The organism is Acinetobacter sp. N1-1, from assembly GCF_056711485.1.
Window position 1 is genome coordinate 1,123,711 of the sequence record NZ_JBWXUO010000012.1, and the last position, 26,506, is coordinate 1,150,216.

The 26,506-nt window shown below is 36.9% G+C and carries 20 protein-coding genes; 13 read left to right on the forward strand and 7 right to left on the reverse strand.

Annotation, left to right across the window (positions count from 1 at the left end; translation table 11 throughout):
* The first annotated feature begins 34 nt into the window (after positions 1–34).
* Genes ppx through AC1MPL_RS05680 form a run of 5 tightly spaced genes read left to right on the forward strand, consistent with a single transcriptional unit; the run spans position 35 to position 5,149 of the window.
* Positions 35–1,555 (forward strand): exopolyphosphatase, encoded by a 1,521-nt coding sequence (ppx, locus tag AC1MPL_RS05660; protein ID WP_479764847.1) that lies wholly within the window; start codon positions 35–37, stop codon positions 1,553–1,555.
* A 35-nt stretch (positions 1,556–1,590) separates the two neighbouring features.
* Positions 1,591–2,415 carry an acetyl-CoA carboxylase carboxyltransferase subunit alpha gene (locus AC1MPL_RS05665; protein WP_479764848.1) on the forward strand — a complete coding sequence of 275 codons (825 nt, stop codon included), beginning with the start codon at positions 1,591–1,593 and terminating at the stop codon, positions 2,413–2,415.
* Positions 2,352–3,719, forward strand: a complete 1,368-nt coding sequence (gene tilS, locus AC1MPL_RS05670; RefSeq protein WP_479764849.1) for a tRNA lysidine(34) synthetase TilS — start codon at positions 2,352–2,354, stop codon at positions 3,717–3,719. Before AC1MPL_RS05665 ends, tilS begins: the two co-directional genes overlap by 64 nt.
* An 8-nt stretch (positions 3,720–3,727) precedes the next feature.
* Positions 3,728–4,567, forward strand: a complete 840-nt coding sequence (gene proC, locus AC1MPL_RS05675) for a pyrroline-5-carboxylate reductase (RefSeq protein ID WP_479766163.1) — start codon at positions 3,728–3,730, stop codon at positions 4,565–4,567.
* A 12-nt stretch (positions 4,568–4,579) separates the two neighbouring features.
* Positions 4,580–5,149 carry a YggT family protein gene (locus AC1MPL_RS05680; RefSeq protein WP_479764850.1) on the forward strand — a complete coding sequence of 190 codons (570 nt, stop codon included), beginning with the start codon at positions 4,580–4,582 and terminating at the stop codon, positions 5,147–5,149.
* A gap of 40 nt (positions 5,150–5,189) precedes the next feature.
* On the opposite strand, the gene trhA is transcribed toward AC1MPL_RS05680, so the two are convergent.
* On the reverse strand, positions 5,190–5,843 hold the full coding sequence (gene trhA, locus AC1MPL_RS05685; protein ID WP_479764851.1) for a PAQR family membrane homeostasis protein TrhA: 654 nt from the start codon (positions 5,841–5,843) through the stop codon (positions 5,190–5,192).
* Positions 5,844–5,943: 100 nt separating this feature from the next.
* Between trhA and AC1MPL_RS05690 the strand changes: the two genes are divergently transcribed.
* Entirely contained in the window at positions 5,944–7,158 is a 1,215-nt protein-coding gene (locus AC1MPL_RS05690; RefSeq protein ID WP_479764852.1) for a class I SAM-dependent methyltransferase, read from the forward strand.
* 442 nt (positions 7,159–7,600) lie between these two features.
* Here the strand turns inward: AC1MPL_RS05690 and AC1MPL_RS05695 are convergent, their stop codons facing one another.
* On the reverse strand, positions 7,601–8,626 hold the full coding sequence (locus tag AC1MPL_RS05695; protein ID WP_479766165.1) for an AraC family transcriptional regulator: 1,026 nt from the start codon (positions 8,624–8,626) through the stop codon (positions 7,601–7,603).
* Between the two features lie 407 nt (positions 8,627–9,033).
* Between AC1MPL_RS05695 and AC1MPL_RS05700 the strand changes: the two genes are divergently transcribed.
* From AC1MPL_RS05700 to AC1MPL_RS05720, 5 genes are all read left to right on the forward strand, one after another.
* Positions 9,034–10,272 (forward strand): carbohydrate porin, encoded by a 1,239-nt coding sequence (locus AC1MPL_RS05700; protein ID WP_479764853.1) that lies wholly within the window; start codon positions 9,034–9,036, stop codon positions 10,270–10,272.
* 180 nt (positions 10,273–10,452) lie between these two features.
* The gene (locus AC1MPL_RS05705; RefSeq protein WP_479764854.1) at positions 10,453–12,861 is read left to right on the forward strand and encodes a glucose/quinate/shikimate family membrane-bound PQQ-dependent dehydrogenase; all 2,409 of its coding nucleotides are present in this window, start codon (positions 10,453–10,455) and stop codon (positions 12,859–12,861) included.
* 162 nt (positions 12,862–13,023) lie between these two features.
* Positions 13,024–14,667, forward strand: coding sequence for a nitrite/sulfite reductase (locus tag AC1MPL_RS05710; RefSeq protein ID WP_479764855.1), 1,644 nt, complete (start codon positions 13,024–13,026; stop codon positions 14,665–14,667).
* Positions 14,660–15,151: a DUF934 domain-containing protein gene (locus tag AC1MPL_RS05715; protein ID WP_479764856.1), complete on the forward strand. Its 492-nt coding sequence runs from the start codon at positions 14,660–14,662 to the stop codon at positions 15,149–15,151. Before AC1MPL_RS05710 ends, AC1MPL_RS05715 begins: the two co-directional genes overlap by 8 nt.
* A 124-nt stretch (positions 15,152–15,275) precedes the next feature.
* A complete protein-coding gene (locus tag AC1MPL_RS05720; RefSeq protein ID WP_479764857.1) occupies positions 15,276–15,977 on the forward strand; it encodes a M15 family metallopeptidase in 702 nt (233 codons plus the stop codon).
* A gap of 41 nt (positions 15,978–16,018) precedes the next feature.
* Here AC1MPL_RS05720 and AC1MPL_RS05725 read toward each other — a convergent pair whose 3' ends face one another.
* The 3 genes from AC1MPL_RS05725 to metG all read right to left on the reverse strand — a co-directional run bounded on the left by AC1MPL_RS05725 (position 16,019) and on the right by metG (position 22,949).
* Positions 16,019–17,299, reverse strand: a complete 1,281-nt coding sequence (locus tag AC1MPL_RS05725) for a ribonucleotide-diphosphate reductase subunit beta (protein WP_479764858.1) — start codon at positions 17,297–17,299, stop codon at positions 16,019–16,021.
* Between the two features lie 340 nt (positions 17,300–17,639).
* Positions 17,640–20,450: a ribonucleoside-diphosphate reductase subunit alpha gene (locus AC1MPL_RS05730; RefSeq protein ID WP_479764859.1), complete on the reverse strand. Its 2,811-nt coding sequence runs from the start codon at positions 20,448–20,450 to the stop codon at positions 17,640–17,642.
* 453 nt (positions 20,451–20,903) lie between these two features.
* Complete coding sequence (gene metG / locus AC1MPL_RS05735; protein WP_479764860.1) at positions 20,904–22,949, reverse strand: methionine--tRNA ligase; 2,046 nt, start codon at positions 22,947–22,949, stop codon at positions 20,904–20,906.
* A 336-nt stretch (positions 22,950–23,285) separates the two neighbouring features.
* Here metG and AC1MPL_RS05740 point away from each other — a divergent pair, with 336 nt between their 5' ends.
* Both AC1MPL_RS05740 and apbC read left to right on the forward strand, forming a co-directional pair.
* Positions 23,286–23,618, forward strand: a complete 333-nt coding sequence (locus AC1MPL_RS05740; protein ID WP_479764861.1) for a hypothetical protein — start codon at positions 23,286–23,288, stop codon at positions 23,616–23,618.
* A 130-nt stretch (positions 23,619–23,748) separates the two neighbouring features.
* Positions 23,749–24,918, forward strand: coding sequence for an iron-sulfur cluster carrier protein ApbC (apbC, locus tag AC1MPL_RS05745; protein ID WP_479764862.1), 1,170 nt, complete (start codon positions 23,749–23,751; stop codon positions 24,916–24,918).
* A 19-nt stretch (positions 24,919–24,937) separates the two neighbouring features.
* Here apbC and AC1MPL_RS05750 read toward each other — a convergent pair whose 3' ends face one another.
* A complete protein-coding gene (locus tag AC1MPL_RS05750) occupies positions 24,938–25,462 on the reverse strand; it encodes a GspH/FimT family protein (RefSeq protein WP_479766166.1) in 525 nt (174 codons plus the stop codon).
* Between the two features lie 107 nt (positions 25,463–25,569).
* On the reverse strand, positions 25,570–26,403 hold the full coding sequence (gene rsmI, locus AC1MPL_RS05755) for a 16S rRNA (cytidine(1402)-2'-O)-methyltransferase (RefSeq protein ID WP_479764863.1): 834 nt from the start codon (positions 26,401–26,403) through the stop codon (positions 25,570–25,572).
* Between the last annotated feature and the right edge of the window lie 103 nt (positions 26,404–26,506).

Consider the following 26,506-nt stretch of genomic DNA (forward strand, 5'->3'; position numbering starts at 1 on the left):
CTAAGTAACAATTCATTTTGAGTTTTTTTGCACGATGTCCGATTTTCTGATAGATGAGGAATTGCTAGCAGCAATTGATATGGGGTCTAATAGCTTTCACTTGGCGATTGCACGTGTCGATCATGGTGAAGTAAAGAAAGTAGTATCCATGTCAGAAAAAGTACAATTAGCTGCTGGGTTGGATGAAGATGAAAATTTAACAGAAGCAGCACAGCAACGTGGACTGGCATGTCTAGCACGTTTTGTTGGACGTTTAAGTTCAGTACAGCCAAATAGATTGCGTATTGTTGCAACGAATGCATTGCGCCAAGCAAAAAATGGCCATGAGTTTATGCAAAAGGCTGCTGAAATTTTGCCAAAACCAATTGAAATTATTGCAGGTAGAGAAGAAGCAAGATTAATTTATTTAGGTGTTTCTCATACTATGGCAAACGGTGGTCGTCGTTTAGTTGTAGATATTGGTGGTGGGTCAACTGAGTTTATTATTGGTGAAGAGTTTGAACCAATACATACTGAATCACTGCAAATGGGGTGTGTTGTATTTACCAACCGTTTCTTTGCAAATGGCGATATCTCACATAAGAATTTCCAAAAGGCATTTGTTGCTGCATGTAAAGAGCTAACAGCAATTGCAAACTTGTACCGTACAGAGGGTTGGGATACTGCTGTTGGTTCGAGTGGTACAATTAAAGCTTGCCGCCAAATTATGGTTAATATGGGGCTAAGTGATGAACAAGAAAGTATTACACGTGAAGGCTTAGAAAAATTAAAAGATAAACTTCTAAAATATAAGCATGTTTCTGACTTAGATTTTGATGGCTTAAAAGAAGATAGACGAGCAGTTTTGCCAGCTGGGATTGCAATTCTATATGCGGTTTTTGAGGTCATGGAAATTGATCGCTTAATGTTTTCTGATGGTGCATTAAGAGAAGGTGTGATGTATGACTTGTTGGGAAGATTTAAGCATGAAGATATTAGAGATCGTAGTGTTCAAGCACTGGTAGGACGCTATGGTGCAGATGTAAAACAAGCAGAGAGAGTTGTAAAAACAGCACAGCGTTTGTTTGAAAATGTAGAAGAGTCTTTGAATTTAACCAATGAAGACAGTGACTTACTAAGAAGAGCAGCTTATTTACATGAAATTGGCTTAGCAATTAGTCATGGTGGTTATCACCGTCATGGTGCATATTTATTACAACATTCAGATATTCCTGGTTTCTCACAAATTGATCAGAACCATTTATCTGAACTTGTTGCTCATCACCGTCGTAAGATTAAAAATGAAGCAAAAAATGAAACACTAAAAGCAGGTAGCATGTCACTTGTTTATCTATGCTTATTACTTCGTTTGGCAGTTTTATTGAATCATAGTCGTAGCGATGAGATGCTTCCTGCCATTGAATTGAAGGTATTGAATGAGCAACAATGGCAACTCACTGTTTCTGGCGATGCGAAACAATGGCCATTACTGGTTGCAGATCTGCATGATGAGCAAACGCAATTTAAGCATTGGGACATTGATTTGATCATTCAGTCGGAAAAATTTATCGATTAACTCGATTTAGTTAATTTAAGGATAATATTCGACCTATGAAAAATAAATCGGCTCAAACGAAAGCATGGAAAACAGTGCAAATTGCACGTCATCCAGAACGTCCGCAGTTTTTAGATTATGCTAATGAGCTTTTTGAAGACTTTGATACCTTACACGGCGATCGCTTATTTGGTGATGATGGTGCAATGGTTGGCGGTTTAGCTCGTTTTGATGGAAAACCTGTCATGGTTGTTGGTCAACACCGTGGTCGTTCAACAAGAGAGCGTTTACAGCATAACTTTGGTATGTGTAATCCTGAAGGTTACCGCAAGTCTCAGCGTCTTTTAGATTTGGCAGAGCGCTTTAATTTACCTGTATTGACATTTATTGACACAATGGGTGCTTACCCAGGTATTGGCGCAGAAGAGCGTGGACAAGCAGAAGCAATTGCAACAAGTCTTGCACAGCTTGCAAGCTTAAAAGTACCTGTAATTGCAACAGTATTGGGTGAAGGTGGTTCAGGTGGTGCATTAGGTATTGGTGTTGCCGACCGTGTAATTATGCTTTCACACAGTATTTACTCTGTAATTTCTCCAGAAGGCTGTGCCTCTATTCTATGGAAAACCGCAGAAAAAGCAGAGCAAGCAAGTGAAGCGTTGGCACTAACAGCAGATAAGCTTGTGAAAATGGGAATTGTTGAACATGTTGTAGATGAGGGCGAAGGTGCTCATCTGAATGTTGAACAAGTGATGCAGAGTTTGAAAGAGGTTCTCAATCAAACTTTAGCTGAGTTACAACCAATGGATGCTGATGAAAGATGCGAAGCACGTTACCAACGTTTAATGAAGTTTGGCAGCGACAATCCAGGGATTGTATCTTAGCAGACGCGGAATTTTATTTTCCGAAATATCATTTCCTTATAGGTTGCAGTGGTGGTATGGATTCCATGCTACTGCTGTATCTATTCTCTAAAATTTTTCCAAATCGTGTACGTGCAATTTATGTAGATCATCAATTACAGTCTTTAAGTAAAGATTGGCACGAGTTTGTAGGTAAATTTTGCTCTGAAAATGGTATTCCATATATTTCACAACCTGTTGTTGTGAAAGATGGAAATTTAGAGTTACAAGCTAGAAATGCGCGTTATGAAGCATTTCAAAAACATTGCCAAAGTCATGAAATTCTGGTTTTAGCGCATCATCAGCAAGATCAGGCTGAAACTTTATTACTACGCTTATTTTCTGGTGCAGGCGTTGCAGGCTTATCTGCAATGAAAGCTATTGATCAGCGTTTAGGGTTATCTATTTGGCGACCTTTACTGAAGCTTTCTAAAGAACAGCTACATATGTGGGTAAAACAAGAAAATATTCCTTTTGTAGATGATCCAACAAATTCTGATGAGCATTATGATCGTAATTGGGCAAGAGCGACACTTTGGCCCGTTATTCAGTCCAGATTTCCTCAAATGCAAATGGCTATTAGCCGTACAACAGAATTGATGCAGGATGCTGATGAAATATTAAAAGAAGTAATTGAGATGGATAGTGCATCATGTATCTCGAATAACATACTAGATTTAGAACTTTTTTTAGTGCTCTCTTTAGCAAGACAAAAACAACTTCTTTCATATTGGATGAAAGGAGAGGATGGTTATCGTCCAAGTTTAGATACTGTTAAGCGTATTCAGAATGAAGTGATTCATGCTCGACCTGATGCGCAAGCGTCCTTATTTGTTTCACCTTTTTGGTATGCTCGTTTTCAAGGAAAGTTATATCAGCTCAATGAAAAAGAGTATTTATCTAGTCATTTTGATGTGGTTACTTCAGAGGATCTAGTTATAGATCAACATACTGTTTTAAAACTTCTACAAGGGAGTTTTGAATGTAGCATGCAGCAAAAAATAGGTTTAAGCCCTGATTTACTTGGTAAAAAGCTATATTTAAGATCTAAAATAAATGGCGAGAAAATACACTTATATGGTCGTGTAGGGCATTGGCCTCTTAAAAAAGCGATTCAATCTGCCAAAATTTTTCCTTGGTTTAGGCATAGAGTACAAATTCTGCAATTTGAAAATGTTATTTTAGGGGTATTTACACCACAAGGCTTTTGGTTGGCACAGTCTAAATATTGTGAAAAAAATGGATGGCAGCCAAACCTTGTGAAGAATTTGAAGGCTAATAGTTAGACATGGATATAGATGTATTATTAAATCATAAAATTGGTTTTATTGGTGGTGGTAATATTGCACAAGCATTAATTGGGGGGCTTATTGTTAATGGTTTTCCGAGAGAGCAGATTTGTGTAGCAGAATCTTCCGAAAGTGTTCGAGAAATTCTGAAAGAAAAAGATATTAGTATTTTTAAAGAAAGTGCTGATATGTTGTATTGGGTTGATGTTGTTATTCTTGCTGTAAAGCCACAAGAGTTGGTATCGGTTTTGGCACCATTAAAAAATTTATTTAAAGATAAACTCATTATATCGATTGTGGCTGGTGCATCACTTTCTACACTTGCACAACTTACAAATACATATAATATTGTTAGAGCAATGCCAAATATTCCTGCATTGGTTCAGACAGGGGCGCATGGTATATTTGCATTGGCAGATGTGAGTGAAATAGATAAAAACCTTAGTGCGAAGATACTTGCTGTGACAGGACTTTGTATTTGGGTTGAAGCTGAGAGTGATTTAGATGCAGTTACTGCGATTTCTGGCTCTGGCCCAGCATATTTTTTCTATATGATGGAAAGTATGATTCGTGCAGGAAAAAATATGGGGCTAGATGAGAAGACTGCGGCAGCATTAACGCTACAAACTGCATTAGGTGCAGCTCAAATGGCAATTAGTAGTGGATTTTCTCCGGCAGAGTTGCGTAAGAAAGTAACTTCTCCAAATGGAGCAACTGAAGCAGCATTACAGGTATTTGATAGAGAATCGATTTCTCAAAGTATCCAAACTGCGCTCGCAGCAGCTCAAAAATGCAGTCAAACGCTAACTCAAGGACTTAGCGAAAGTACCAAATCATCAAGTTAGGACATAATATCTATGGGTGCAAACAGTGCGCAAATTCTTAGTATCTTACTGAATGCTGTTATTTTATTGATATTTGGTAGGTTCTTGATACAGTTGGCGATGGTTAGTCCATATAATCCAGTTGTACTTGCAACAATGAAAGCGACAAAGTTTGTAGATACATTTAGTCGTATTTTTCCAACTGTTGCTAAAGGTAGGGTAAATCTTGCAGCAATTGCATTGCTTATTGTGTTATGCCTATTGAAAAATTTTGTTGAGATGTATCTTTCAGGTACACCTCCATATAGTGCATGGTATTTATTGGTTTATACATTTGTGACTATGATTCAAGCTTTAATTAGTATTTGTCGCTATCTTATTTTTGCGACAATTATTCTAAGCTGGGTGGTTATGTTTACTCAATCTAGATCTCCATATATAGAAGTAATACAAGAGCTTGCGGAGCCACTTCTTGCACCATTTCGTCGTATTATGCCAAATATGGGTATGATTGATTTATCACCAATGGTTGCATTTTTAGCATTATATATTGCTGAAATTTTAATGAATGAAGTGGCAAGAGTTTTATTAACAGGTCTATAAGTGAATATTTTAAAAAAGGCTATCAAATGATAGCCTTTTTTTATATATGGTGAGGAATCGCATATTTATAAATAGCAAGAAAATGGGCACCTGCACCTAATAAAACAAAAACATGCCAAATTGCATGTGTATAGCGAATTTTCTTTAGTGCATAAAAAATAGCACCAATAGTATAAGCTAGTCCACCAATAACAAGTAGCTGTAGACATTCAGGTGAGAGGTAAGTTCTCATATCGTTAAACATGAGTACAGCAAACCATCCCATTGTAATATAGGCAATGAGTGATACTTTTCCAAAACGATGTGCAAAAAATATTTTAAATAGCGTACCAATAGCAGTCATTATCCATAACGAAATTAAAATATAATGAGCTTTGGGCGTTGGAATATTTAGGTATAAAAGTGGTGTATATGTACCTGCAATTAAGTAATAAATTGCGGTATGATCCAGCTTTTTATACCATCTTCTTGCTTCTGCTGTTTTTGACCAATGGTAAAGGGTAGAGCTAGAAAGTACGAAGATTAAACCAAAGCAATATACCCAAATACTAAGCCAACCTGTACCTGTTAAAAATGATGTTTTACAAATGAGTTGAATGCTTGCAATAATTGCGATAGCAGTACCTAAGCCATGTGTTAAAACATTGAGGCGTTCTTCTTGGACATCATAGTTTAAGGTTTGATCTGTTGTCATAGTCTCTACATTATTAAAAATACACTTGTATATTAATTCAATTTTGCTTTTAAAGTAAGAAGATTTAAAATGGATTTGTAACTTTATTTAGGTAGTGGTCATGGTAGTTCAAGATTTTGCTTCTGAGCAAGAAAAACAGTTTTTTTATCAAGTGAAAGCGTTATTCGATCAGAATAATTTTGAGCGTCTTGTTTTAAGTAAGTATCAGGGCGCAGAAGCACATCTTGAAAAAATGAGCTTTAGAACAGTTGAAATTCAGCAACAGGTGATGGTTTCCGCAGTGTATCGTTATCAAACACAGGATGTTACAAAGAATTATACGATAGATGAAGCTTTGTCTCAGATCTATACCGAACTTCAGCATGTGAAACAGGCAAATCTGTGGAGTGCTGAAGCCGAGTGGCAACTTAAGAAGGCCAAGAAGAAAGCAATTTTGACACAGAGTAAACAGCAACAAATACGTGTTTCAAATGCAAGCCATGACCGAGAGAAGCATCGATATATTGAGCAGAATCAGGCATATTTAACTGATTTAGGAATTACAGATCAGCAGCATAAAGTGATTCCAAGCATGGCAAGAAAGTGGAAGCAGATTAATAAGTTTATTGAAACTTTCTCTAGTGCTTTAGATCAAATAGCAATGAAAGATAAGCAATTGCATGTTGTAGACTTTGGTTCGGGTAAAGGTTATTTGACCTTTGCGATGTATGATTATTTGAGCCAAAAAGGTTGGAATCCTCATATTACGGGTGTTGAGTTAAGAGATAATTTGGTTGATTTTTGTCAAAAAGTGGCAGATAAAAATGCATTTAGTTCACTTGATTTTTTTCAAGGAGATGTCCGCAGTTATTCTCCTGAGCATTTAGATGTGATGATTGCCTTGCATGCTTGTGATATTGCAACAGATTTTGCAATTCATTGTGGTATACGCTTGAATGCATCTATGATTATGTGTGCGCCATGCTGTCATAAGGAATTGCGTCCACAGTTGAAAAGCCCTGAAGTTTTACAGCCTATGTTGCAGTATGGTATTCACCAAGGGCAGCAGGCAGAAATGTTAACAGATACGATTCGTGCGCTTTTACTTAATGCATATGGCTATGAAACGAAAGTATTTGAGTTTGTTGCACTTGAGCATACGAGTAAAAATAAAATGATTTTAGCTGTGAAAAAACAGGATTTTGTCGAACCTGATCAAAAAATTATACAGCAAATTCAGAAATTAAAAGAAATGTATGGAATTAAAAACCAGAGTTTAGAAAGATTATTAGCAGATGAAAGTGTTGACCAGCAACGCGAAGGATGTTGCTGCTAATTTTTATTATGTGATGAATAGCAGTAGGCAGTTTCTTAGGTTGCCTACGCTCTAGATTAGTTTTGTAATTAAAGTCAATTTTTTTGGATGTTCGTAGCGCATAAACAGAATCAATTATGCTTGAATGCAGGTAATTTTCATATAGTCTGTGATTATAGATTTTAGGAACAGTAAATTTTATAGTTGATGGTAAGTAAAAGCGTATAGTCGGGGAGTAGTTAGTCAAATTTTGATTTAGGTGAAAGCTATATTGTTTTAATAGGTTTTCATATTCCTACGTTGGTCTTTTTGAAATATTGCAAATTTTGTATGTGTCTAGATAGGGCGCATAGTGACTAAATCCTAAATCTTTCGGTGTCAAGTAAAAATATCAGTCACACTAGGGTTCTAATTTTTAGATATTTGATTATCCTCATATATTATGAGGATAATCAAGAGAGCTTTATAAAGAGCCATGTAATTGTCTGTAAAGGCCAGGAGTCACTCCTGTCCACTTTTTAAATGCTCTATGAAACGTACTTGTTTCACTAAAACCAACCTGTTGAGCGACATCTTCTAACGTAAGTTTAGGTTGTAGCAATAAATGAATTGCAGCATCTCTACGCAGAGCATCTTTAACACCTTGGTAGCTACGTCCTTCTGAAGCTAGACGTCTACGTAGTGTTTGAGGAGAAAGGTATAGCATAGATGCAACATCATTTAATGTTGGCATTTCTTCACCAATGTGGCTTTTGAGCACATCTCTAATACGTGATGTCAGTGAATTTGTATTTTTGAATTTAACGAGTAATTGTGCAGGTGCAACTTTAAGAAATTCTTCTAATGTTTCTGTGTTCTGACGAATAGGAAGGTCTAGATAGTCAGCAGCAAATGTAACTTCTGTACGTGCCATATCAAATTGAATAACAGGTGCAAAGAATAGGGCATCATATTCATCTGCTTGCTCGGGTCTACTATAGTTAAAGTGGACACGTTCTAAAGGAATTCTTCTGTCAATTAGCCATGAAGCAAGACCATGCCAAATCATTAGCATACTTTCAGTCATGAAGTGACTTGGATCGTCTGTTTTTGGAATAAATGGAACGAAGCGTGCCTCATGTTTATCATGTTCTAAACTAATGTACCAGTCGTCTCCAAAGAGTCGATAAAATTGTGTAGATAGCTCTAAAGCTTCTCTAAGTGTTTTTGCATGAATGATTAACTGGCACATCATTGCAAAAGTACCTAGACGACGTGGCTGTGCAGAAAAGCCTGCATGCTCATCTTGAGTTACCATCCAAAGCATTTTAATAAAGCGAGTATATTGCTCAGGAGAAATCCGTGCTTTTGCTTGTTTTAATAGCTCAGCCTCAATACCTACATGAGAAAGCAATGTTTCAACATCCATACCGAGTTTTTTTACGCCTGTGAGGGCAGCATTAACAAAGTAAATGCTAATTGTATCGCGGCTGACATTAAGCCCATCAATAGCTTTTATATTCACAAATAATAAACCTAGACAATAATTGAAAGTATAAAGAGATGTTGCGTGCTGTTTTGGACAGCAAAGCTGTCTATTGACTTATAAAGCATGTATTAGAAACAATAGTATATTTCTATATAGTGGAAATTCATGCTAAAGGTAATTTTAGCATAAAAGTCTAAAATAGAGTAAATGCTTTACTATGGGTGTATTTTAAAAATATATTTATATATAATAATAAAATATCTGTTGTTTTTGACATATATTGTTGATATTTTTAACTTTATTTTTAATTCAATTTTATTAGGGTTAGTAAAATATTATGTTTTAGAGTTTTAACAAAATATTTAACAAATGTTACAATAATAATAGTATTCTATGCGTTTCAGTAAAACAACAAAGGTTATGTACAAATGGATATGTCTTCATTAATCTTTCGTTTATCTATATGTACGATGATTGTGTCAGGAATGACTCAAGTACATGCAGAAGATGCATTTAATGTGAAAAGCTCTTATATGCTTGGTGATTGGGCTGGGGAAAGAACAGCATTAAAAGAACAAGGGTATGACTTCTCATTCGGGTATACTGGTGAGCTTGCAAATGTTTTAGATTCTAAAAATTCGTCAAGTCATGGTACAGGATACTCCGATCAAATTAATTTAGGTGCAAATTTTGATCTAACAAAAATATTGGGTTGGAATGATACACAAGCACAAATTACAATTACACACCGTAGTGGTCAAAACCTTACTAATACTTCAGATGCATTAAATGGTCAGCTCAGCTCAGTTCAAGAAGTTTGGGGGCGTGGTCAAACATGGCGTTTAACTGATTTATGGATTAAGAAACAGTTTTTGAACCAAGCACTGGATGTAAAAGTCGGTCGTTTTGGTGAAGCTGAAGATTTTAATAGTTTTGAATGTAACTTTCAAAATTTAGCATTATGCGGCGGACAGGTTGGCAATTGGGCAGGCGATCAATGGTATAATTGGCCTGTAAGTCAGTGGGCAGCGCGTATAAAATACAATATAGAGCCAAATTTATATGTACAAATAGGTGCTTTTGAGCATAACCCCGAAAACCTAAAGCGTGGAAAAGGCTTTAATTTAAGTACGGATGGCTCAGATGGTGCGATTATTCCTGTAGAAGTCGTTTGGCAGCCAAAGATTTTGGCTGAGGCTTTACCAGGAGAGTATCGTTTAGGTTACTCTTATAGTACAGTAGATAAGAATAGTCTAAACGTAAATGTTTCACATAAGCAAAGTACATGGATTTCAGTTAAACAGCAACTTACCGCCCATAATGGCGACTCAAGTCGAGGATTGACGGGTTCTTTTAGTACATCTTTCTTTGATAATGACTCAAAAAATGTTGATGATAGTCAAATATCAAATATGCAAAATATTGGCTTGACATATGTAGGCCTATTTGATGCACGTCCACAAGATGAAATAGCTCTAGGTTTTGCACGTATTCATAAATCAGGTGCACGCTATGATAGTGAATATGATGCTGAACTTTACTATGGTTTCCATCCTGCGAACTGGTTAACAGTTCGTCCAAATGTCCAATATATTCGTCATATTGGTGCATTAAAAGATGGTAATAATGCTTGGGTGGGGGGCATTAAGCTCATCACAGCATTTTAATTTTAAGCTTGTGCCTTTAAAATGACTTTAATGGCACTTATTTGAACAAACCTCAATTATTCACCTGCAAGACGGGAAGGGTAATTAAGGTTTGTTTTATTTGTATAAAATGGTTGGCTTCGGACTAAAATGGGCATTGGTGCCTATCGAATTAGCTCAAGCCGGAAATTAGAGGTGATTATGGATCAACCCTCAAAGAGTTCAGGAATGAGGAACTTTACTGCATTTGTACTGACAGTATTGGGCCTTGTCGTTCTAGGCGCTGGTGTTTATCTTGCGGTCTTAGGCGGCTCTTTCTACTATATTATTGCTGGTCTGATGTTATTGGCATCAGGTATTTTGTTATTCCGTCGTTCTATTGCATCTTATCTTGTATATGCTGTGTTAATGCTAGGAACAACAATCTGGGGGCTTTGGGAAGTCGGTTCAGATTTTTGGGCATTGGTACCACGTCTTGATATTTTAGGTGTACTTGGAATTTGGATGTTGATTCCTGCTGTGACAAATGGGATTCAACAACCTAAAACGCCAAGCCGTATGACGCTTGCAGCAACGCTTGCATTCGCAATTGTTGTGATGGTTTATTCTATCTTTAATGACCCACAAGAAATTAATGGCGAAATTACAGCAAATCAACCAGCACACGCAACAACAACACCTGGTGTTGCAGATGCTGATTGGCCTGCATATGGTCGTACACAAGATGGTCAACGTTATTCTCCATTAACACAGATTAATGATAAAAACGTTCAAGATTTAAAAGAAGCTTGGGTATTCCGTACTGGTGATCTGAAAAATGCAAATGATCCAGGTGAGATCACAAATGAGGTAACACCAATTAAAATTGGTGATAATATGTACTTCTGTACAGCTCATCAAAATTTAATTGCCTTAGATCCTAAGACTGGTCAAGAAAAGTGGCGTTTCGATCCAAAGCTTAAATCAGATATTACTTTCCAACACTTAACTTGTCGCGGTGTATCGTATTATGATGAAAATAATACGAAAGAATTTGCTACAAGTATTAAGTTTAAGCAGTCAAGTTCGACTCAATGTCCACGTAAAGTTATTTTACCTGTAAATGATGGACGTTTAGTTGCAGTAAATGCTGATAATGGTAAGCCATGTACAGACTTTGGTAAAAATGGTGAAGTAGATCTTCAAAAAGATATGCCTTATCCATACCCAGGTGGGTATAACCCAACATCTCCACCAGTTGTGACTGGTACTACAATTATTATTGCGGGTGCAACAACAGATAACTTCTCTACAAAAGAGCCATCTGGTGTAATTCGTGGTTATGATGTAAATACTGGTAAACTGTTATGGGCATTTGATACAGGTGCACAAGATCCAAATGCAATTCCTGCGCCGGGTCAAACATTTGTACATAACTCACCAAATGCATGGGCACCACTTGCTTATGATGAAAAACTAGATATCGTTTACATTCCAACAGGTGTAGGTACACCAGATATTTGGGGTGGAGACCGTACTGAGTTGAAAGAGCGTTATGCAAACTCTGTACTTGCATTAAATGCAACAACAGGTAAGTTAATCTGGCACTTCCAAACAACACATCATGACTTGTGGGATATGGATGTTCCATCTCAGCCAACACTTGCAGATACTAAAGATAAAGCTGGTAATGTTGTTCCTGCAGTTTATGTAACAACAAAAACAGGTAATGTATTTGTTCTTGACCGTCGTGATGGTAAAGCTATTGTTCCAATTACTGAGCGTCCAGTACCTCAGAAAATCTTAATTGGTCCAGCAACAAAAGGCGAATTTTATTCTCCAACACAGCCGTTCTCTGATATTGATTTAGCACCAAAAGACAAGCTAACTGATAAAGACATGTGGGGTGCCACTATGTTCGATCAGTTATATTGCCGTATCTATTTCAAAACATTGAACTATCAAGGTATCTATACGCCACCATCTGAAAATGGCACATTAGTATTCCCTGGTAACTTAGGTGTGTTTGAGTGGGGTGGTATTTCTGTTAACCCTGATCGTCAGGTTGCATTAACAAACCCACTTGCATTGCCGTTTGTAACTCGTTTAATTCCACAAGATCCAAATCGTAAGGTTGAAACTAAAGGTGCTGGTACAGAAGCTGGTATGCAGCCGATGTATGGTGTTCCTTATGGTGTTGAAATCTCTGCGTTCTTATCACCGCTTGGTTTACCATGTAAACAACCAGGTTGGGGTTACATTGCAGCAGTTGATTTAAATACGCATCAAGTTGCATGGAAAAAACGTATTGGTACAGTTCGTGATAGTTTACCGAAATTATTCCAATTACCAGCACTTAAAATTGGTGTTCCTGGTTTAGGTGGTTCAATTTCGACTGCAGGTAACTTAATGTTTATCGCAGGTACGCAAGATAACTATATCCGTGCGTATAGCATTACGAATGGTGATAAGTTATGGGAAGCACGTTTACCAGCTGGTGGACAAGCAACACCTTTAACTTATGAAATTGGTGGTAAACAGTATGTTGTAATCATGGCTGGTGGTCATGGTTCATTTGGTACAAAAATGGGTGACTACTTAGTTGCTTATGCATTACCAGATGCAAAATAATATACTTTAAATAAAAAAGCCCAGTTTCGACTGGGCTTTTTTATATGTAATTTTTGGCGTTATCAGTAAAACCGCTATTAAATATGCAAAAAAAGCATTTCGCTGATGAGTTAAATCATTCTATGCTATGAACATAGACCTTGAAATTACTAGCTAAACGCCATGTATTTATATACTGATTTCGATCAGCAACTGGTAGATGAACGAGTTGCACAATTTCGTGACCAAACACAACGTTATTTGAATGGTACACTGACAGAAGATGAGTACCGACCTTTACGTTTGCAAAATGGGTTATACGTACAGCGTTATGCGCCAATGTTACGTATAGCTGTACCATATGGTTTGATGAATACTAAGCAATTGAGAAAGATTGCTGATATTTCTAAACAATATGACCGTGGTTATGCACATATTTCTACACGTCAAAATATTCAGTTGAACTGGCCTGAACTTGAAGATGTACCAGATATTTTGACTGAACTTGCAACTGTACAGATGCATGCTATTCAAACAAGCGGTAACTGTATTCGTAATACAACGACTGATCAATATGCAGGAGTTGTTGCAGGTGAGGTTGCAGACCCTAGACCTACTTGTGAACTCATTCGCCAGTGGAGTACTTTCCATCCTGAGTTTGCATTTTTACCACGTAAATTTAAAATTGCTGTTTCTGCTGTAGAGGAAACGGATCGTGCTGCTGCTTCATTTCATGATATTGGTATTTATATTGTTAGAAATGAACATGGCGAGATAGGCTATAAAGTTAAAGTCGGTGGTGGTCTTGGTCGTACACCAATGATTGGTAGTGTGATTCGTGAATTTCTTCCACGTGAAGAACTAATAGCTTATTTAGATGCCGTGTTACGTGTTTATAATTTACATGGTCGTCGTGATAATAAATATAAAGCACGTATTAAGATACTTGTTAAGGCAATGACTCCTGAAGTTTTTGCTGAAAAAGTTGAAGCAGAGTTTTTATATACTAAAGAAAATTTAACGGTTGACCCTGCTTTATTGCAAAAAATGGATGCTGTATTTACACCGTTTGAGTATGAAGTGCGTAAAGATGAAGATTTCTCGGAAGTCTTTGCTCAATATCCAAAATTTAAGCAATGGTTTAATGTAAATACGCATGCGCATAAAGTTGCAGGTTATCGTATCGTAAATATTAACTTGAAGCGTGCGGGTATTGCACCGGGTGATATGACGACTGAAGAAATGCATTTTATTGCCGATCTTGCAGATAAATATACCTTTGGTGAGTTAAGAACAACACACGAACAAAATATTTCGTTGGTTGATGTTGCTCAAAGTGAATTGTTTGAGCTATGGCAAACGCTTGAAAATGCAAATATGGCACGTGCTCATATTGGATTTTTAACTGATATTATTTGTTGTCCAGGTGGGGATTACTGCTCACTAGCAAATGCCAAATCGATTCCAATTTCAGAAGCTATTACACGCCGTTTTGATGATTTGGATACGATTTATAATATTGGTAAGCTTGATTTAAATATTTCTGGTTGTATGAATGCTTGTGGTCACCATCATGTAGGGCATATTGGTATCTTAGGTGTTGATAAAAAAGGTGCAGAGTTCTACCAAATTACCTTGGGTGGTAATTCAAATCATGATGCTTCGATTGGTAATATTTTAGGACCTTCTTTTGCTGCAGAAGCTGTTCCTGATGTTGTAGAGGAAATCTTAAATACATATTTAGATTTACGTGAATCAGACGAATCATTTATTGATACTTATCGCCGTGTTGGAATTGCGCCGTTTAAGGAGAGAGCATATGCCTAATATTGAACTACCTGTGCTTTTAAAAGATGGTGAGATTACTGAAAATACTTATCAGTTTATAGCAGATGATCTTATTGTTCCTCAGGGTGATGTTCTTCTAACGGTTGAGCAGTTTGATTTATTGGGACAAATATCAGGAAAAAAAGCACTTTTATTAACGGTTGATAGCTCTCCTGAAACAACAGAGTTCCCATTAAGCGAATTAGATACTATTTTTATTGAATTTGCAGGGTTTAATGATGGTCGTGGTTATTCTTTTGCTGCACTTTTACGTCGCCAAGGTTTTAAAGGTGAGTTAAGGGCAGTGGGTGATATCTTTAAAGATGTACTAAATTATTTAAAACGCTCAGGCTTTGATAGTTTTGTCATTAAAGAAGGGAAAGATATTCATGAAGCAGCTTCTGGTCTAAATGATTTTAAAGCACCATATCAGCAATCGACTGCTGTACCATTTGCCCATTATCAAACGGGTTCTATTGTATAGTTTTTAGATATTTTATTACAAAAAGAGCTTCTTATTTTAGAGGCTCTTTTTTTTATATTATTTACATCTAGAATATTCAGTTCTATGCTTATGCGCTTAAGCATCATAAAAATGTCATCTATATATGTATTATAAAAATATTCCAAGTCAGAAGCATATCAATTGGGATGATATGTTTAAAACCAAAATTCATGCATCTAATGAAGAGTTAATCAATACTGAGATATTGAAAGTGCATCATGTTTGGACATATCCCGCTTATTTTTATGAAAATATACAGGGTGCTTTGCCAACATGTTATGTCCGAGCAGCTTTAATAGAAAAGCTTATTCTAGTCAGCCAAGCTTTACCTAATGGAATATACTTGATGGTTTTGGATGGTTGGAGACCTGTAGAGGTTCAAAAGCACTTGAGAGAAAATTTCTACTTGGAAATTCAGAAAAAATATAAGGATTTGAGTGTAACTAAACAATATGAACTGCTAGATCAGTTTGTAGCATTACCAAGTATTGATGCCTTGAAACCTAGCCCACATTTAACAGGAGGATCTGTCGATGTTACTTTGTGTGATGAATGTGGAAATATGTTAGATATGGGGACGAAATTTGATGAAATTCATTCATTGAGTTTTACAAATGCTTTAGAGGATGAAAAAAACTATAAAGTGGCTTGTAAAAACCGTCGAATTTTATATTGGGCAATGCTTTCAGCAGGTTTTAGTAATTTGCCTTCGGAGTGGTGGCATTTTGACTATGGAAATCAGTTGTGGGCATATATGAAACAGAAAGATAGCGCACGCTATGGGGTTATTTCTTTAGATGATTAATAAAAAAAGAAGCCCATAAAGGCTTCTTTTTTAGGGTGTGCTTACCAACTAAGCGCACCACCTGTTTGGTAATCTGTTACACGCGTTTCGAAGAAGTTTTTCTCTTTACGCAAGTCCATCATCTCTGACATCCATTGGAATGGATTTGTCACGCCTTTATATTGTTCAGGTAGGCCTAACTGCACAAGGCGACGGTTACAAATGAACTTTAAGTATTCTTCCATCATTGCTGCATTCATACCTAATACGCCACGTGGCATGGTATCGCGTGCATATTCGATTTCTAGCATTGTACCTTCAAGAATCATTTGAATGACTTCTTGTTGGAATTCTGCTGTCCATAGGTGTGGATTTTCGATCTTGATTTGGTTAATCATATCGATCCCGAAGTTCACATGCATAGATTCATCACGCAAAATATACTGGAACTGTTCAGCGACACCATTCATTTTGTTACGACGACCCATACTCAAAATTTGAGTAAAGCCACAGTAGAAGAAGATACCTTCTAAGACACAGTAGAATGCGATTAGGTTACGAAGAAGCTGTTGGTCAGTTTCAGGCGTACCTGTTTTAAATGTTGGATCACCAAGCGCTTGTGTATATTTTAGGCCCCATGCTGCTTTACGTGCAACAGATGGAACTTCACGATACATGTTAAACACTTCACCTTCATCCATACCCAATGACTCGATACAGTATTGGTAAGCATGTGTATGAATTGCTTCTTCAAAACCTTGACGCAAAATGTACTGACGGCATTCAGGGTTTGTAATTAAACGATAAATTGCCAATACAAGGTTATTTGCAACTAAAGAGTCTGCTGTAGAGAAGAAACCAAGTGAACGCATAATAATTGTACGTTCGTCTTCAGTTAATCCATTTTCAGATTTCCAAAGCGCAATATCATGGTTCATATTGACTTCTTGAGGCATCCAGTGGTTTGCACAGCCATCAAGATATTTTTGCCATGCCCATTCATATTTAAATGGAACTAATTGGTTTAAGTCAGCACGACAGTTGATCATTGCTTTATCATCAACCTGTACACGACCTGCACCCATTTCAAGCTCTTCTAAGCCTGGTGCAATATCTAAACTTTTTAGGGCTTCAGATGCTCGAACCATTGAATCGGTTGTATGTTCTGAGGCTCTTCCGTTTGTTGTAGTGGCATGAGAATCGTCAGTGTTCTTCTGCGATGGTTGTGTAGTAGATACCATTTGCGACTCAGGCGCTTTTTCCTGTTCGACGGGCGTAGGTTTGGACTCTGGAGTCTGTTTTTTCGAATCATCTTCAAAATCGTCCCAACTTAGGATAGACATAATAGTTCTCTCTTCGTTGTGTATCTTTTATAAGACATCTTACGACGAAGATGTCTCTACTATACGTTTATTCTGTATAAGCAAAAATAAGTTTAGTTTACTTCCTGTTTTTTATTTATACAAAAGGAAGTAAGGTATCACTTATTTTGCTTCCGTTTTTCTTGATAGACCTTATAAATGACATAGACCACAGGAATGCAGAATACGAGATAGGTCAGGACATATAGGGTTAGACCCAGTTCGTAGTTGTTTGATAGGTGTGCAAACATGATTGATCCATGCAATATATCGGTCTAATCGTTTAGAAGTGCATATGTTCTATGCACTTCTAAGTCTTAATTTATTGGCAAGCTTCGCAATCAGGATTGTCGATTGAACATGCTTGTGGCACTGGTGCTGCTTGTGAAAAACCTTCTTCAGAAGCAGGTGTTACCGCTTGAGTTACAGGTGAAGAAACAGTTGTTGTTTTCACTGCATTTAATGCACCTGTATTAATCGTTGATTTCTCAGTTGATGTTGCGCCTAATGCTCGGAGGTAATATGTAGTTTTTAAACCACGTAACCAAGCCATTTTATAGGTAATATCAAGTTTTTTACCATTTGCACCACCAATATAGAGGTTCAATGATTGTGCTTGATCAATCCATTTTTGACGACGTGATGCAGCATCTACAATCCAACGAGGTTCAACTTCAAAAGCAGTTGCAAACATTGCTTTTAAGTCTTCAGGAATACGAGCAATCTTTTCGACAGAACCTTCGTAATGCTTAAGATCGTTGACCATAACAACATCCCATAAGCCACGTTCTTTCAATGCACGAACAAGGTATGGATTAATGATTGTAAACTCACCTGAAAGGTTCGATTTTACGTATAAGTTTTGGAAGGTTGGCTCAATTGATTGAGAAACACCACAAATATTCGAAATAGTTGCTGTAGGTGCAATTGCCATCACATTTGAGTTGCGCATACCATCTTTTTGAACTTTCTGACGTAACGTATCCCAATCTAAACGCTGTGAGCGATCAACTTCAAACATTTTTTCAGGGCGTGATTTTGCTACAAGTTCAAGTGAGTCAATTGGTAAAATACCTTGATCCCATAATGAACCTTCAAATGTCGAATAAGCGCCACGCTCTACAGCAAGATCGCTAGATGCTTGAATTGCATGGTAGCTAATCACTTCCATAGATTCATCTGCAAATGAAACCGCTTGGTCTGAACCGTATGCCATGCCCATTTCGTAAAGCGCATCTTGGAAGCCCATAATACCCATACCCACAGGGCGGTGTTTCATATTTGAGTTTTTCGCTTGAGGTACAGCGTAGTAGTTGATGTCAATAACGTTATCAAGCATACGTACAGCAGTTTTAATGGTACGTTCAAGTTTTGCTTGATTTAGCTGACCATTCTCGATATGACGAACAAGGTTAATTGAACCTAAATTACATACTGCAATTTCATCTTTATTTGTGTTTAATGTAATTTCTGTACATAAGTTTGATGAGTGAACAACGCCAACATGCTGCTGAGGTGAACGTAAGTTACATACATCTTTGAATGTAATCCATGGGTGACCTGTTTCAAACAGCATAGATAACATTTTGCGCCATAAGTCTTTTGCACGTACTTTTTTATGAAGCATATCTGTAGATTTTGCAATGCTTTCATAGTGTGCGTAGCGTTCTGCAAACTCAATACCAGTAAGGTCGTGTAGGTCTGGTGTTTCTGATGGAGTAAATAGTGTCCATTCACCATCTTCAATCACACGTTGCATAAATAGGTCAGGTACCCAGTTTGCAGTGTTCATGTCATGTGTACGACGGCGGTCATCACCTGTATTTTTACGGAGCTCTAAGAATTCTTCGATGTCTAAGTGCCAAGTTTCTAAGTATGCACATACTGCACCTTTACGCTTACCACCTTGGTTTACTGCAACAGCAGTATCGTTAGCAACTTTAAGGAATGGTACAACACCTTGTGATTTACCATTAGTGCCTTTGATGTATGAGTTCAATGCACGAACAGGTGTCCAGTCATTTCCTAGACCACCAGCCCATTTTGAAAGCATTGCATTGTCACGCATTGCACCATAGATGTCATATAGATCATCATCAATTGTGGTTAGGTAGCAACTTGAAAGCTGTGGGCGTAGTGTCCCAGAATTGAATAACGTTGGCGTAGAAGCCATGTAGTCAAAGCTAGACAATAGGTTATAGAACTCGATAGCACGCGCTTCACGGTCAGCTTCATTGAGTGATAGACCCATTGCAACACGCATGAAGAATAATTGCGGAAGCTCGAAACGTACACCTTTAGAGTGAATGAAGTAACGGTCAAATAATGTTTGTAAACCGAGGTAGGTAAACTGGTTTGAACGTTCAGGCTGAATGGCTGCTGAAAGTTTTGCAAGATCAAATTTTAGAAGCTCAGGAGAGAGCAAATCTAATTCAATACCTTTTTTTAAGAAGGCTTCAAGTGCATCTGCTTCAGATGTTGTTACATCTAGATCTAAAAATGCTAACCCTGTTTTTACAAGTTCATTACGCAGGAGGCGAGCAGTTACATAAGTATAGTTTGGTTCTTGTTCGATACGTGTGCGCGTTGCCATAATCATGGTTGTGGCAATATCGCTTTCTTTTACGCCGTTATAAAGATTTTTAACAGTTTCATCAACGATGGCTTCAACATCTACACCCTCTAAATCTTCAGCAGCTTTACTAATTTCTGCATGAAGTTCTGCAAGGTTTAAGGGTTGGAGTTGTCCATTTTTATCTGTGATTTGTAATGTTGGGTGATGATTTTCACTGATTTGTTGACGAGCACTTGTACGCTGTTCACGGTAAATGACATAAGCACGTGCAACTTTTTGTTCGCCTGTACGCATAAGCGCAAGTTCAACTTGGTCTTGAATCTCTTCAATGTGAATTGTGCCGCCAGATGGTAAGCGACGTGTAAATGTATTCGTTACCATCTCTGTAAGTTCTGTAATACGGTCATGGATACGGCTAGAGTCAGAACTTTGCTGACCTTCAACGGCTAAAAAAGCTTTCCCAATTGCTACAGAAATTTTTTCGGCGTCAAAAGGGGCAACATCACCAGTGCGTTTGATCACTTGCAGTTGACCTGGGGTTGATGAGATTACGCTCATGTTAGCTTAGCTCCATTGTCTTCATTGTTATGTTTATAGACCATTTGAATCGGGTGGTTTCGCCACGATGTTTGAGGGATAAACACAAGACTTAGTGGTTTGAAAGAAATTAAGACACAAGATACGGGAAAAAAAATTGAATATCAATATTGACATTTTTATATTTAGATTTTCTGTGCAATTGCTTTTGTAAGTATATTTATAGATAAATGACTTAGCAAAAATCTAGTGGGATAGCATAACAAATTTCATAAAAATGAGTGTGGGATAACTATGTGGATAACTATGGAATCAACTAAAAAAATGATAAATTTCTAGTTTTATAAACTCATTTGAATAATTTTTATAAGGGTTGTTTAGAAAAATAGGTTTAAATATGTTTGGTGATTTTTAGGCGATGACTTGTTTATTTGAGTATAAAAAAGCCTTACCGAGGTAAGGCTTTAAAACATCTTAAGAAACTTTATCGCCTGGTTGAGCACCACTATCTGGTGAAAGAATAAATACACCTTTTTCATTACCCGCAGAAAGAATCATACCGTTTGATATACCAAAACGCATTTTACGTGGCGCAAGGTTGGCAACGACGATAACCAGTTTATCTTGTAAGTCTTCGGGTGCATAGTGGCTACGAATACCACTGAAGATATTACGAGGCTGGTCTTCACCGAGGTCTACAGTAAATTGGAGAAGTTTATCTGAGCCTTCAACCGTATTTACAGCAAGTACTTTGGCTACACGTAAGTCTACTTTGGTAAAGTCATCAATATGAATAGTTTCATCTGCTGTTGCGGGTGGTGGCGTTGGCTTTACTTTTTTTGCAGCTTTTTGTGGTGTAGGGGCAGGTGTTGCTAGAGAATCTTTAGACCCATCTACCATTGCATCAACCGCTTTTTTATCTACACGTTGCATAAGCGGTTTGAATGTTGCAATTTCGTACTGAGTTAAAATCTTGGTACGAGATGCAAAATCAAATGCTTCTAACTTTAAGAAACTTTGAACTTCTTTCGCAAGGCTTGGAAGTACAGGTGCCAGATAAATTGCAAGTTGACGGAATAGGTTAATACCTACAGAACATATGTCATGTACTTGCTGTTCACTTCCTTCAACTTTTGCAAGTGCCCAAGGCTTTTTCTCATCAATATATTGATTTGCTTTATCTGCAAGTGCCATGATTTGACGAATTGCTGTACTGAATTCGCGTGCTTCATACGATTTTGCAATTTTCTCACCAGCATCTACAAAGCTTTGGACGAGTTCAGGCTCTGCACAATCTGCTGAAAGTGTATCGTTAAAGTTTTTGTTAATGAACTTTGCACAACGACTTGCGATATTAACGACTTTACCAACTAAGTCAGAGTTCACTTTTTGAATAAAGTCATCTAAGTTTAAGTCAGAATCTTCAACCTTGTCTGAGAGTTTAGATGCAAAGTAGTAGCGTAGATATTCAGGGTTTAAATGATCTAAGTAAGTTTCAGCTTTAATAAATGTACCGCGTGACTTAGACATTTTTTGTCCATTGACGGTCAGGAAGCCATTTACAAATAAACCAGTTGGAGTGCGATAGCCTGCACCATCAAGCATTGCTGGCCAAAATAGAGCATGGAAGTAAACAATGTCTTTGCCAATAAAGTGGTAAACTTCATTTTGACTGTCTTTTTTCCAGTAATCATTAAAACTTAGGTCTGGACGTTTGGTTTTAATGTAGTTTTCAAAACTTGCCATATAGCCAACTGGTGCATCTACCCATACATAAAAGTATTTATCTTTTGTATCTGGAATTTCAAAGCCAAAATAAGGCGCATCACGTGAAATATCCCAATCGGCTAAACCTGCTTCGAACCATTCATCAAGTTTATTGGCAATAGATACGGGTAATCGACCTTCATCTCTTGTCCATTGCTGTAAATATTTCTCATAATTTGGAAGTTTGAAGAAATAATGGTCTGAAGATTTTTCAATTGGTGTAGCACCGCTTAAAGTCGAGCGTGGATTTACAAGCTCTGTTGCATTATAGGTGGTACCACAAACTTCACATGAGTCGCCGTATTGGTCTTCAGCTTCACACTTTGGGCATGTGCCTTTAATAAAGCGGTCAGATAAAAACATTTTCTTTTCAGGGTCAAAAAGTTGACTTACTGGGCGAACAGCTATATTTCCTGCATCTCTATTTTTTAAATATATTTCAGATGCACGAGCTTGGTTGGTATCACTATGTGTTGAGTCATAGTGGTCAAAACTAATACCAAAACCTGCAAAGTCACGCTCATGTTCTTTTTGTACACCTGCGATTTGCTGCTCAGGAGAAATTCCATTTGCTTCAGCACGTAGCATAATTGCTGTACCGTGAGCATCATCCGCACAAACATAAGTCACATCATGACCCATTGCTCGCATGGCACGAACCCAAATATCTGCTTGAATATAGCCAAGTAGGTGTCCCATATGGATTGGGCCATTCGCGTAAGGTAAAGCATTGGTGACGAGTATTTTACGCACGGATGTTATTCTCTCATTCGTATTCACAAGCGAATGATTTTACCTGACTTATCGTACTCTTGCATAACGGAATCCCCAAAATCTTTTCAAAAAATAACTGACTTGGGTAGAAATTAATTTTTGAGATGGATATTAAGTACATTAAAAGCCATCAAAAAAGAAGTAGGAGAATGAACCAGTAGATATTTTGAAACTTATGGTAAGCTTTTATTTGTATCTTTAGATATGTAATGTTTTTGTTTCAAAGTGATTTGATTAGTAAAATATACTTAATAAAAAAGCATAATCGGATTACTTTATATTAGTTAAAACATAAATTTTTATAAGGAAAAAATGATGACAGACAATAATGCATTTGATGATCTAAAGAATAAAGCATCTGAACTTTCTGAGCAGGCAAAACAAAAAGCACAAGAAGCTCAATCGAAGGGTGAGCAGGCTTTCGATGACTTTAAACAGAAAGCTGAAGATAAGAAAAAAGAAGGTGAGGATAAATTTAATGAGTTGAAACAAGATGCGCAAGATAAGCATGAATCATTAAAAGAATCTTTAGATGAAAAAGTAGATGAAGCAAAGCAAAAAGCACACGATTTAAAAGACTCAGTTACAAACAAGTTTGATGAATTAAAAAATGCAGCACAAAAAAAGTTTGATGATTTAACAAAATAGTTTGTATTTGAGATATCACTCTATACTTAGGTATGGAGTGACTTTTAAAATATGTGAAAATAAAGCGGTAGTATACGAATACTGATACACTAATAGAATTCGTTTTATTGTTTCATGCTGGAGCATAATTATGTCGTGGTTTTCTTCACTAAAGTCGGCTTTTTCACCTGCAAAAGAAATCAGTGAAGATGATATTCAGCAAGTATTACAAAACTATTGCTTACCCAATAAAGACAGTTTAAAAACAAGAATTACAGCAGTACAGTTACAAGATTATACGTTGCAACTTACAATGAATACTTTTCCTTCTGAAGCGGATAATTTACAGAAGATACATGATGAATTATCTGTGGCATTAGAAAAGTGTGGGATTCAGACTTTGAATTTACATATTGTACAACAAAAAGAAAAACAACAGGCAACAACAATACCACCAACCGTCAATGCTGCAACTAATACTAATCAGACGCTAAAGCAAGCTGTACCTAAGCAGCAGGAGATTCCTGCACATCCTAGAATTAAGAATGTCATTCTTGTTTCTTCAGGTAAAGGCGGCGTTGGTAAGTCCACAACAACAGTTAATCTTGCATTAGCATTACAAAAATTAGGTAAAAAGGTAGGCATTTTAGATGCAGATATTTATGGGCCAAGTATTCCAACAATGTTGGGAAATGCAGGAAAAACACCACTTATAGAAGATGAAAAATTTATTCCATTGGAAGCATATGGAATGGCAGTACTATCAATTGGTCATTTGACTGGTGACAACAATACGCCTGTAGCATGGCGTGGCCCAAAAGCAACGGGTGCACTCATGCAATTATTTAACCAAACATTATGGCCGGAGTTAGATATATTAGTCATAGATATGCCACCAGGTACAGGTGATATTCAACTGACATTAGCACAGCGTATTCCTGTTACTGGTGCTGTAATTGTAACTACACCACAAAATATTGCATTATTAGATGCAATTAAAGGAATTGAGCTATTCAACAGAGTATCTATTCCTGTACTTGGTGTGGTTGAGAATATGTCTACGCATATTTGTTCGAATTGTGGGCATGAAGATGAAATTTTTGGGGTAGGCGGCGGTGAACAGTTAGTCAATCAATACCAAATACCTTTATTAGGACGCTTACCACTCACAAAAATAATTCGTGAAAATACAGATAAAGGTATGCCAAGTGTCCTTGTTGATGATGCTACTGCAAATCATTATATGGTAATCGCAGAGCAAACGTTGTTAAGCTTAGAAAAAGCACCGCAAAGAATGCGTGATAGTAATCGTATTTTTTAGATTCGTTAAGGCTGTAAAGTTAGCAACTAGTTATAGGTATATGTCTTATATTTCCCATCATATTTAAAGTGATTTTATGAGAATGTTGCATATTGGTCATATTACAATAGGTAAAGTGACCAATGTGACCTCTTGGTAGACCTGTATCTCCTGTAAAAATAATAAAGTTACTGCCTAAACTCCCACTCCATTTTAATTCTGCATATTTAAGATTGTATGCCATGAAGTCAATTTTTTGTTCGTTGGTATCAAATACTCTATTTTTATTACTGTCTTTAAATATGAGAATTCCTTTGCTCCAATTGTTTATGTTGTTACAAGTTTCTCCATTGATACTAGGACAGAGCATAATATCGTGCTTAGACAATATAGCAGAATATTTTGAGTGTTGAATGTGGCTTCTTAGGGAGTTGTTGATTAGCTGACTTTCTTGTTTTGCTTGAATTTCATGAAATGTTGGTGCTAGAAGTAATGCCAAGATGGCTAAAATAGAAACTGAGATAATAAGCTCTAATAGGGTTAATCCGCTTTTGTAAAAGAACACAACTGACAAAAGCCTACATGATTAAAAATATATTATATAAAAGTAATTTGTTTGATGCACGCCAATTTCAAAAATGACCCACTTTATACATGGGTCATATCATAAATTTACTGCGTTAGTTCTAAAGCACGTTGATAGGCGATTTTCTTTTTGACACCAAATAAATCGGCAGCCAATTGAGAGGCAGCTTTGACAGAGAGATCTTTAAGTAAACGATTTAAAATTTCATCTAGCTTTTCTTGCTGTAAGTCTTTTTGTGTTGTAGAACCTGCAACAACAAGTACAATTTCCCCTTTTTGTTGATTTCTATCATGTTCAATAAATGAGATAAGTTCTCCAAAAGAAAATTGTTTGATTGTTTCAAATGTTTTTGTAATTTCTCGTGCAAATCCTACTTTTCTATCGCTTCCAAAAACCTGAGCCATATCTTTTACACATTCTAAAATACGGTGAGGTGCTTCATAAAAGATTAGAGTTTGCGTTTCGTCTTTCAATTGTTCGAGCTGTGAAATTCGTTGAGATGAGCGAGATGGTAGAAACCCTTCAAAACTAAAACGGTCGCTTGGAAGTCCTACTGCACTTAGTGCTGAAATTGCTGCACATGCTCCAGGCACAGGTGTTACACGAATATTATGCTCTTGAGCTGCTCGAACTAGTTTAAAGCCAGGATCACTAATTAGAGGTGTGCCTGCATCACTAATAAGTGCAATACTGTCACCTGATTTTAGAATATCTAATAGTTGTTCTATTTTATGTGACTCATTATGGTCATGGCATGCAGTAAGTGGTGTCGAAATATTAAAATGCTTAAGAAGTTGTATAGATTGACGTGTATCTTCTGCTGCAATAAGTTTAACTTGTTTAAGTACTTCAATTGCACGGAAAGTCATATCATCTAAATGCCCAATTGGGGTCGCTACAACAAATAATTGAGCATTCATAGGCGTATCCTACTTCTTTAGTAAATCAATAATTGCGTAGTGTACCCGATTTAAAAAAATACGTGGAGTTTTGTAGTCATGTTAATATTATTGTTTTTTATAT

Bases quoted from the DNA above. Each gene is read 5' to 3' on its own strand.
- rsmI (WP_479764863.1), bottom strand. From the start codon at position 26,403: ATGAATGCTCAATTATTTGTTGTAGCGACCCCAATTGGGCATTTAGAT.
- tilS (WP_479764849.1), top strand. From the start codon at position 2,352: ATGCGAAGCACGTTACCAACGTTTAATGAAGTTTGGCAGCGACAATCC.
- AC1MPL_RS05720 (WP_479764857.1), top strand. From the start codon at position 15,276: ATGTATTATAAAAATATTCCAAGTCAGAAGCATATCAATTGGGATGAT.
- AC1MPL_RS05710 (WP_479764855.1), top strand. From the start codon at position 13,024: ATGTATTTATATACTGATTTCGATCAGCAACTGGTAGATGAACGAGTT.
- AC1MPL_RS05690 (WP_479764852.1), top strand. From the start codon at position 5,944: ATGGTAGTTCAAGATTTTGCTTCTGAGCAAGAAAAACAGTTTTTTTAT.
- AC1MPL_RS05665 (WP_479764848.1), top strand. From the start codon at position 1,591: ATGAAAAATAAATCGGCTCAAACGAAAGCATGGAAAACAGTGCAAATT.
- apbC (WP_479764862.1), top strand. From the start codon at position 23,749: ATGTCGTGGTTTTCTTCACTAAAGTCGGCTTTTTCACCTGCAAAAGAA.
- AC1MPL_RS05700 (WP_479764853.1), top strand. From the start codon at position 9,034: ATGGATATGTCTTCATTAATCTTTCGTTTATCTATATGTACGATGATT.
- AC1MPL_RS05680 (WP_479764850.1), top strand. From the start codon at position 4,580: ATGGGTGCAAACAGTGCGCAAATTCTTAGTATCTTACTGAATGCTGTT.
- AC1MPL_RS05730 (WP_479764859.1), bottom strand. From the start codon at position 20,450: ATGAGCGTAATCTCATCAACCCCAGGTCAACTGCAAGTGATCAAACGC.
- trhA (WP_479764851.1), bottom strand. From the start codon at position 5,843: ATGACAACAGATCAAACCTTAAACTATGATGTCCAAGAAGAACGCCTC.
- AC1MPL_RS05715 (WP_479764856.1), top strand. From the start codon at position 14,660: ATGCCTAATATTGAACTACCTGTGCTTTTAAAAGATGGTGAGATTACT.
- AC1MPL_RS05725 (WP_479764858.1), bottom strand. From the start codon at position 17,299: ATGTCTATCCTAAGTTGGGACGATTTTGAAGATGATTCGAAAAAACAG.
- ppx (WP_479764847.1), top strand. From the start codon at position 35: ATGTCCGATTTTCTGATAGATGAGGAATTGCTAGCAGCAATTGATATG.
- AC1MPL_RS05705 (WP_479764854.1), top strand. From the start codon at position 10,453: ATGGATCAACCCTCAAAGAGTTCAGGAATGAGGAACTTTACTGCATTT.
- AC1MPL_RS05740 (WP_479764861.1), top strand. From the start codon at position 23,286: ATGACAGACAATAATGCATTTGATGATCTAAAGAATAAAGCATCTGAA.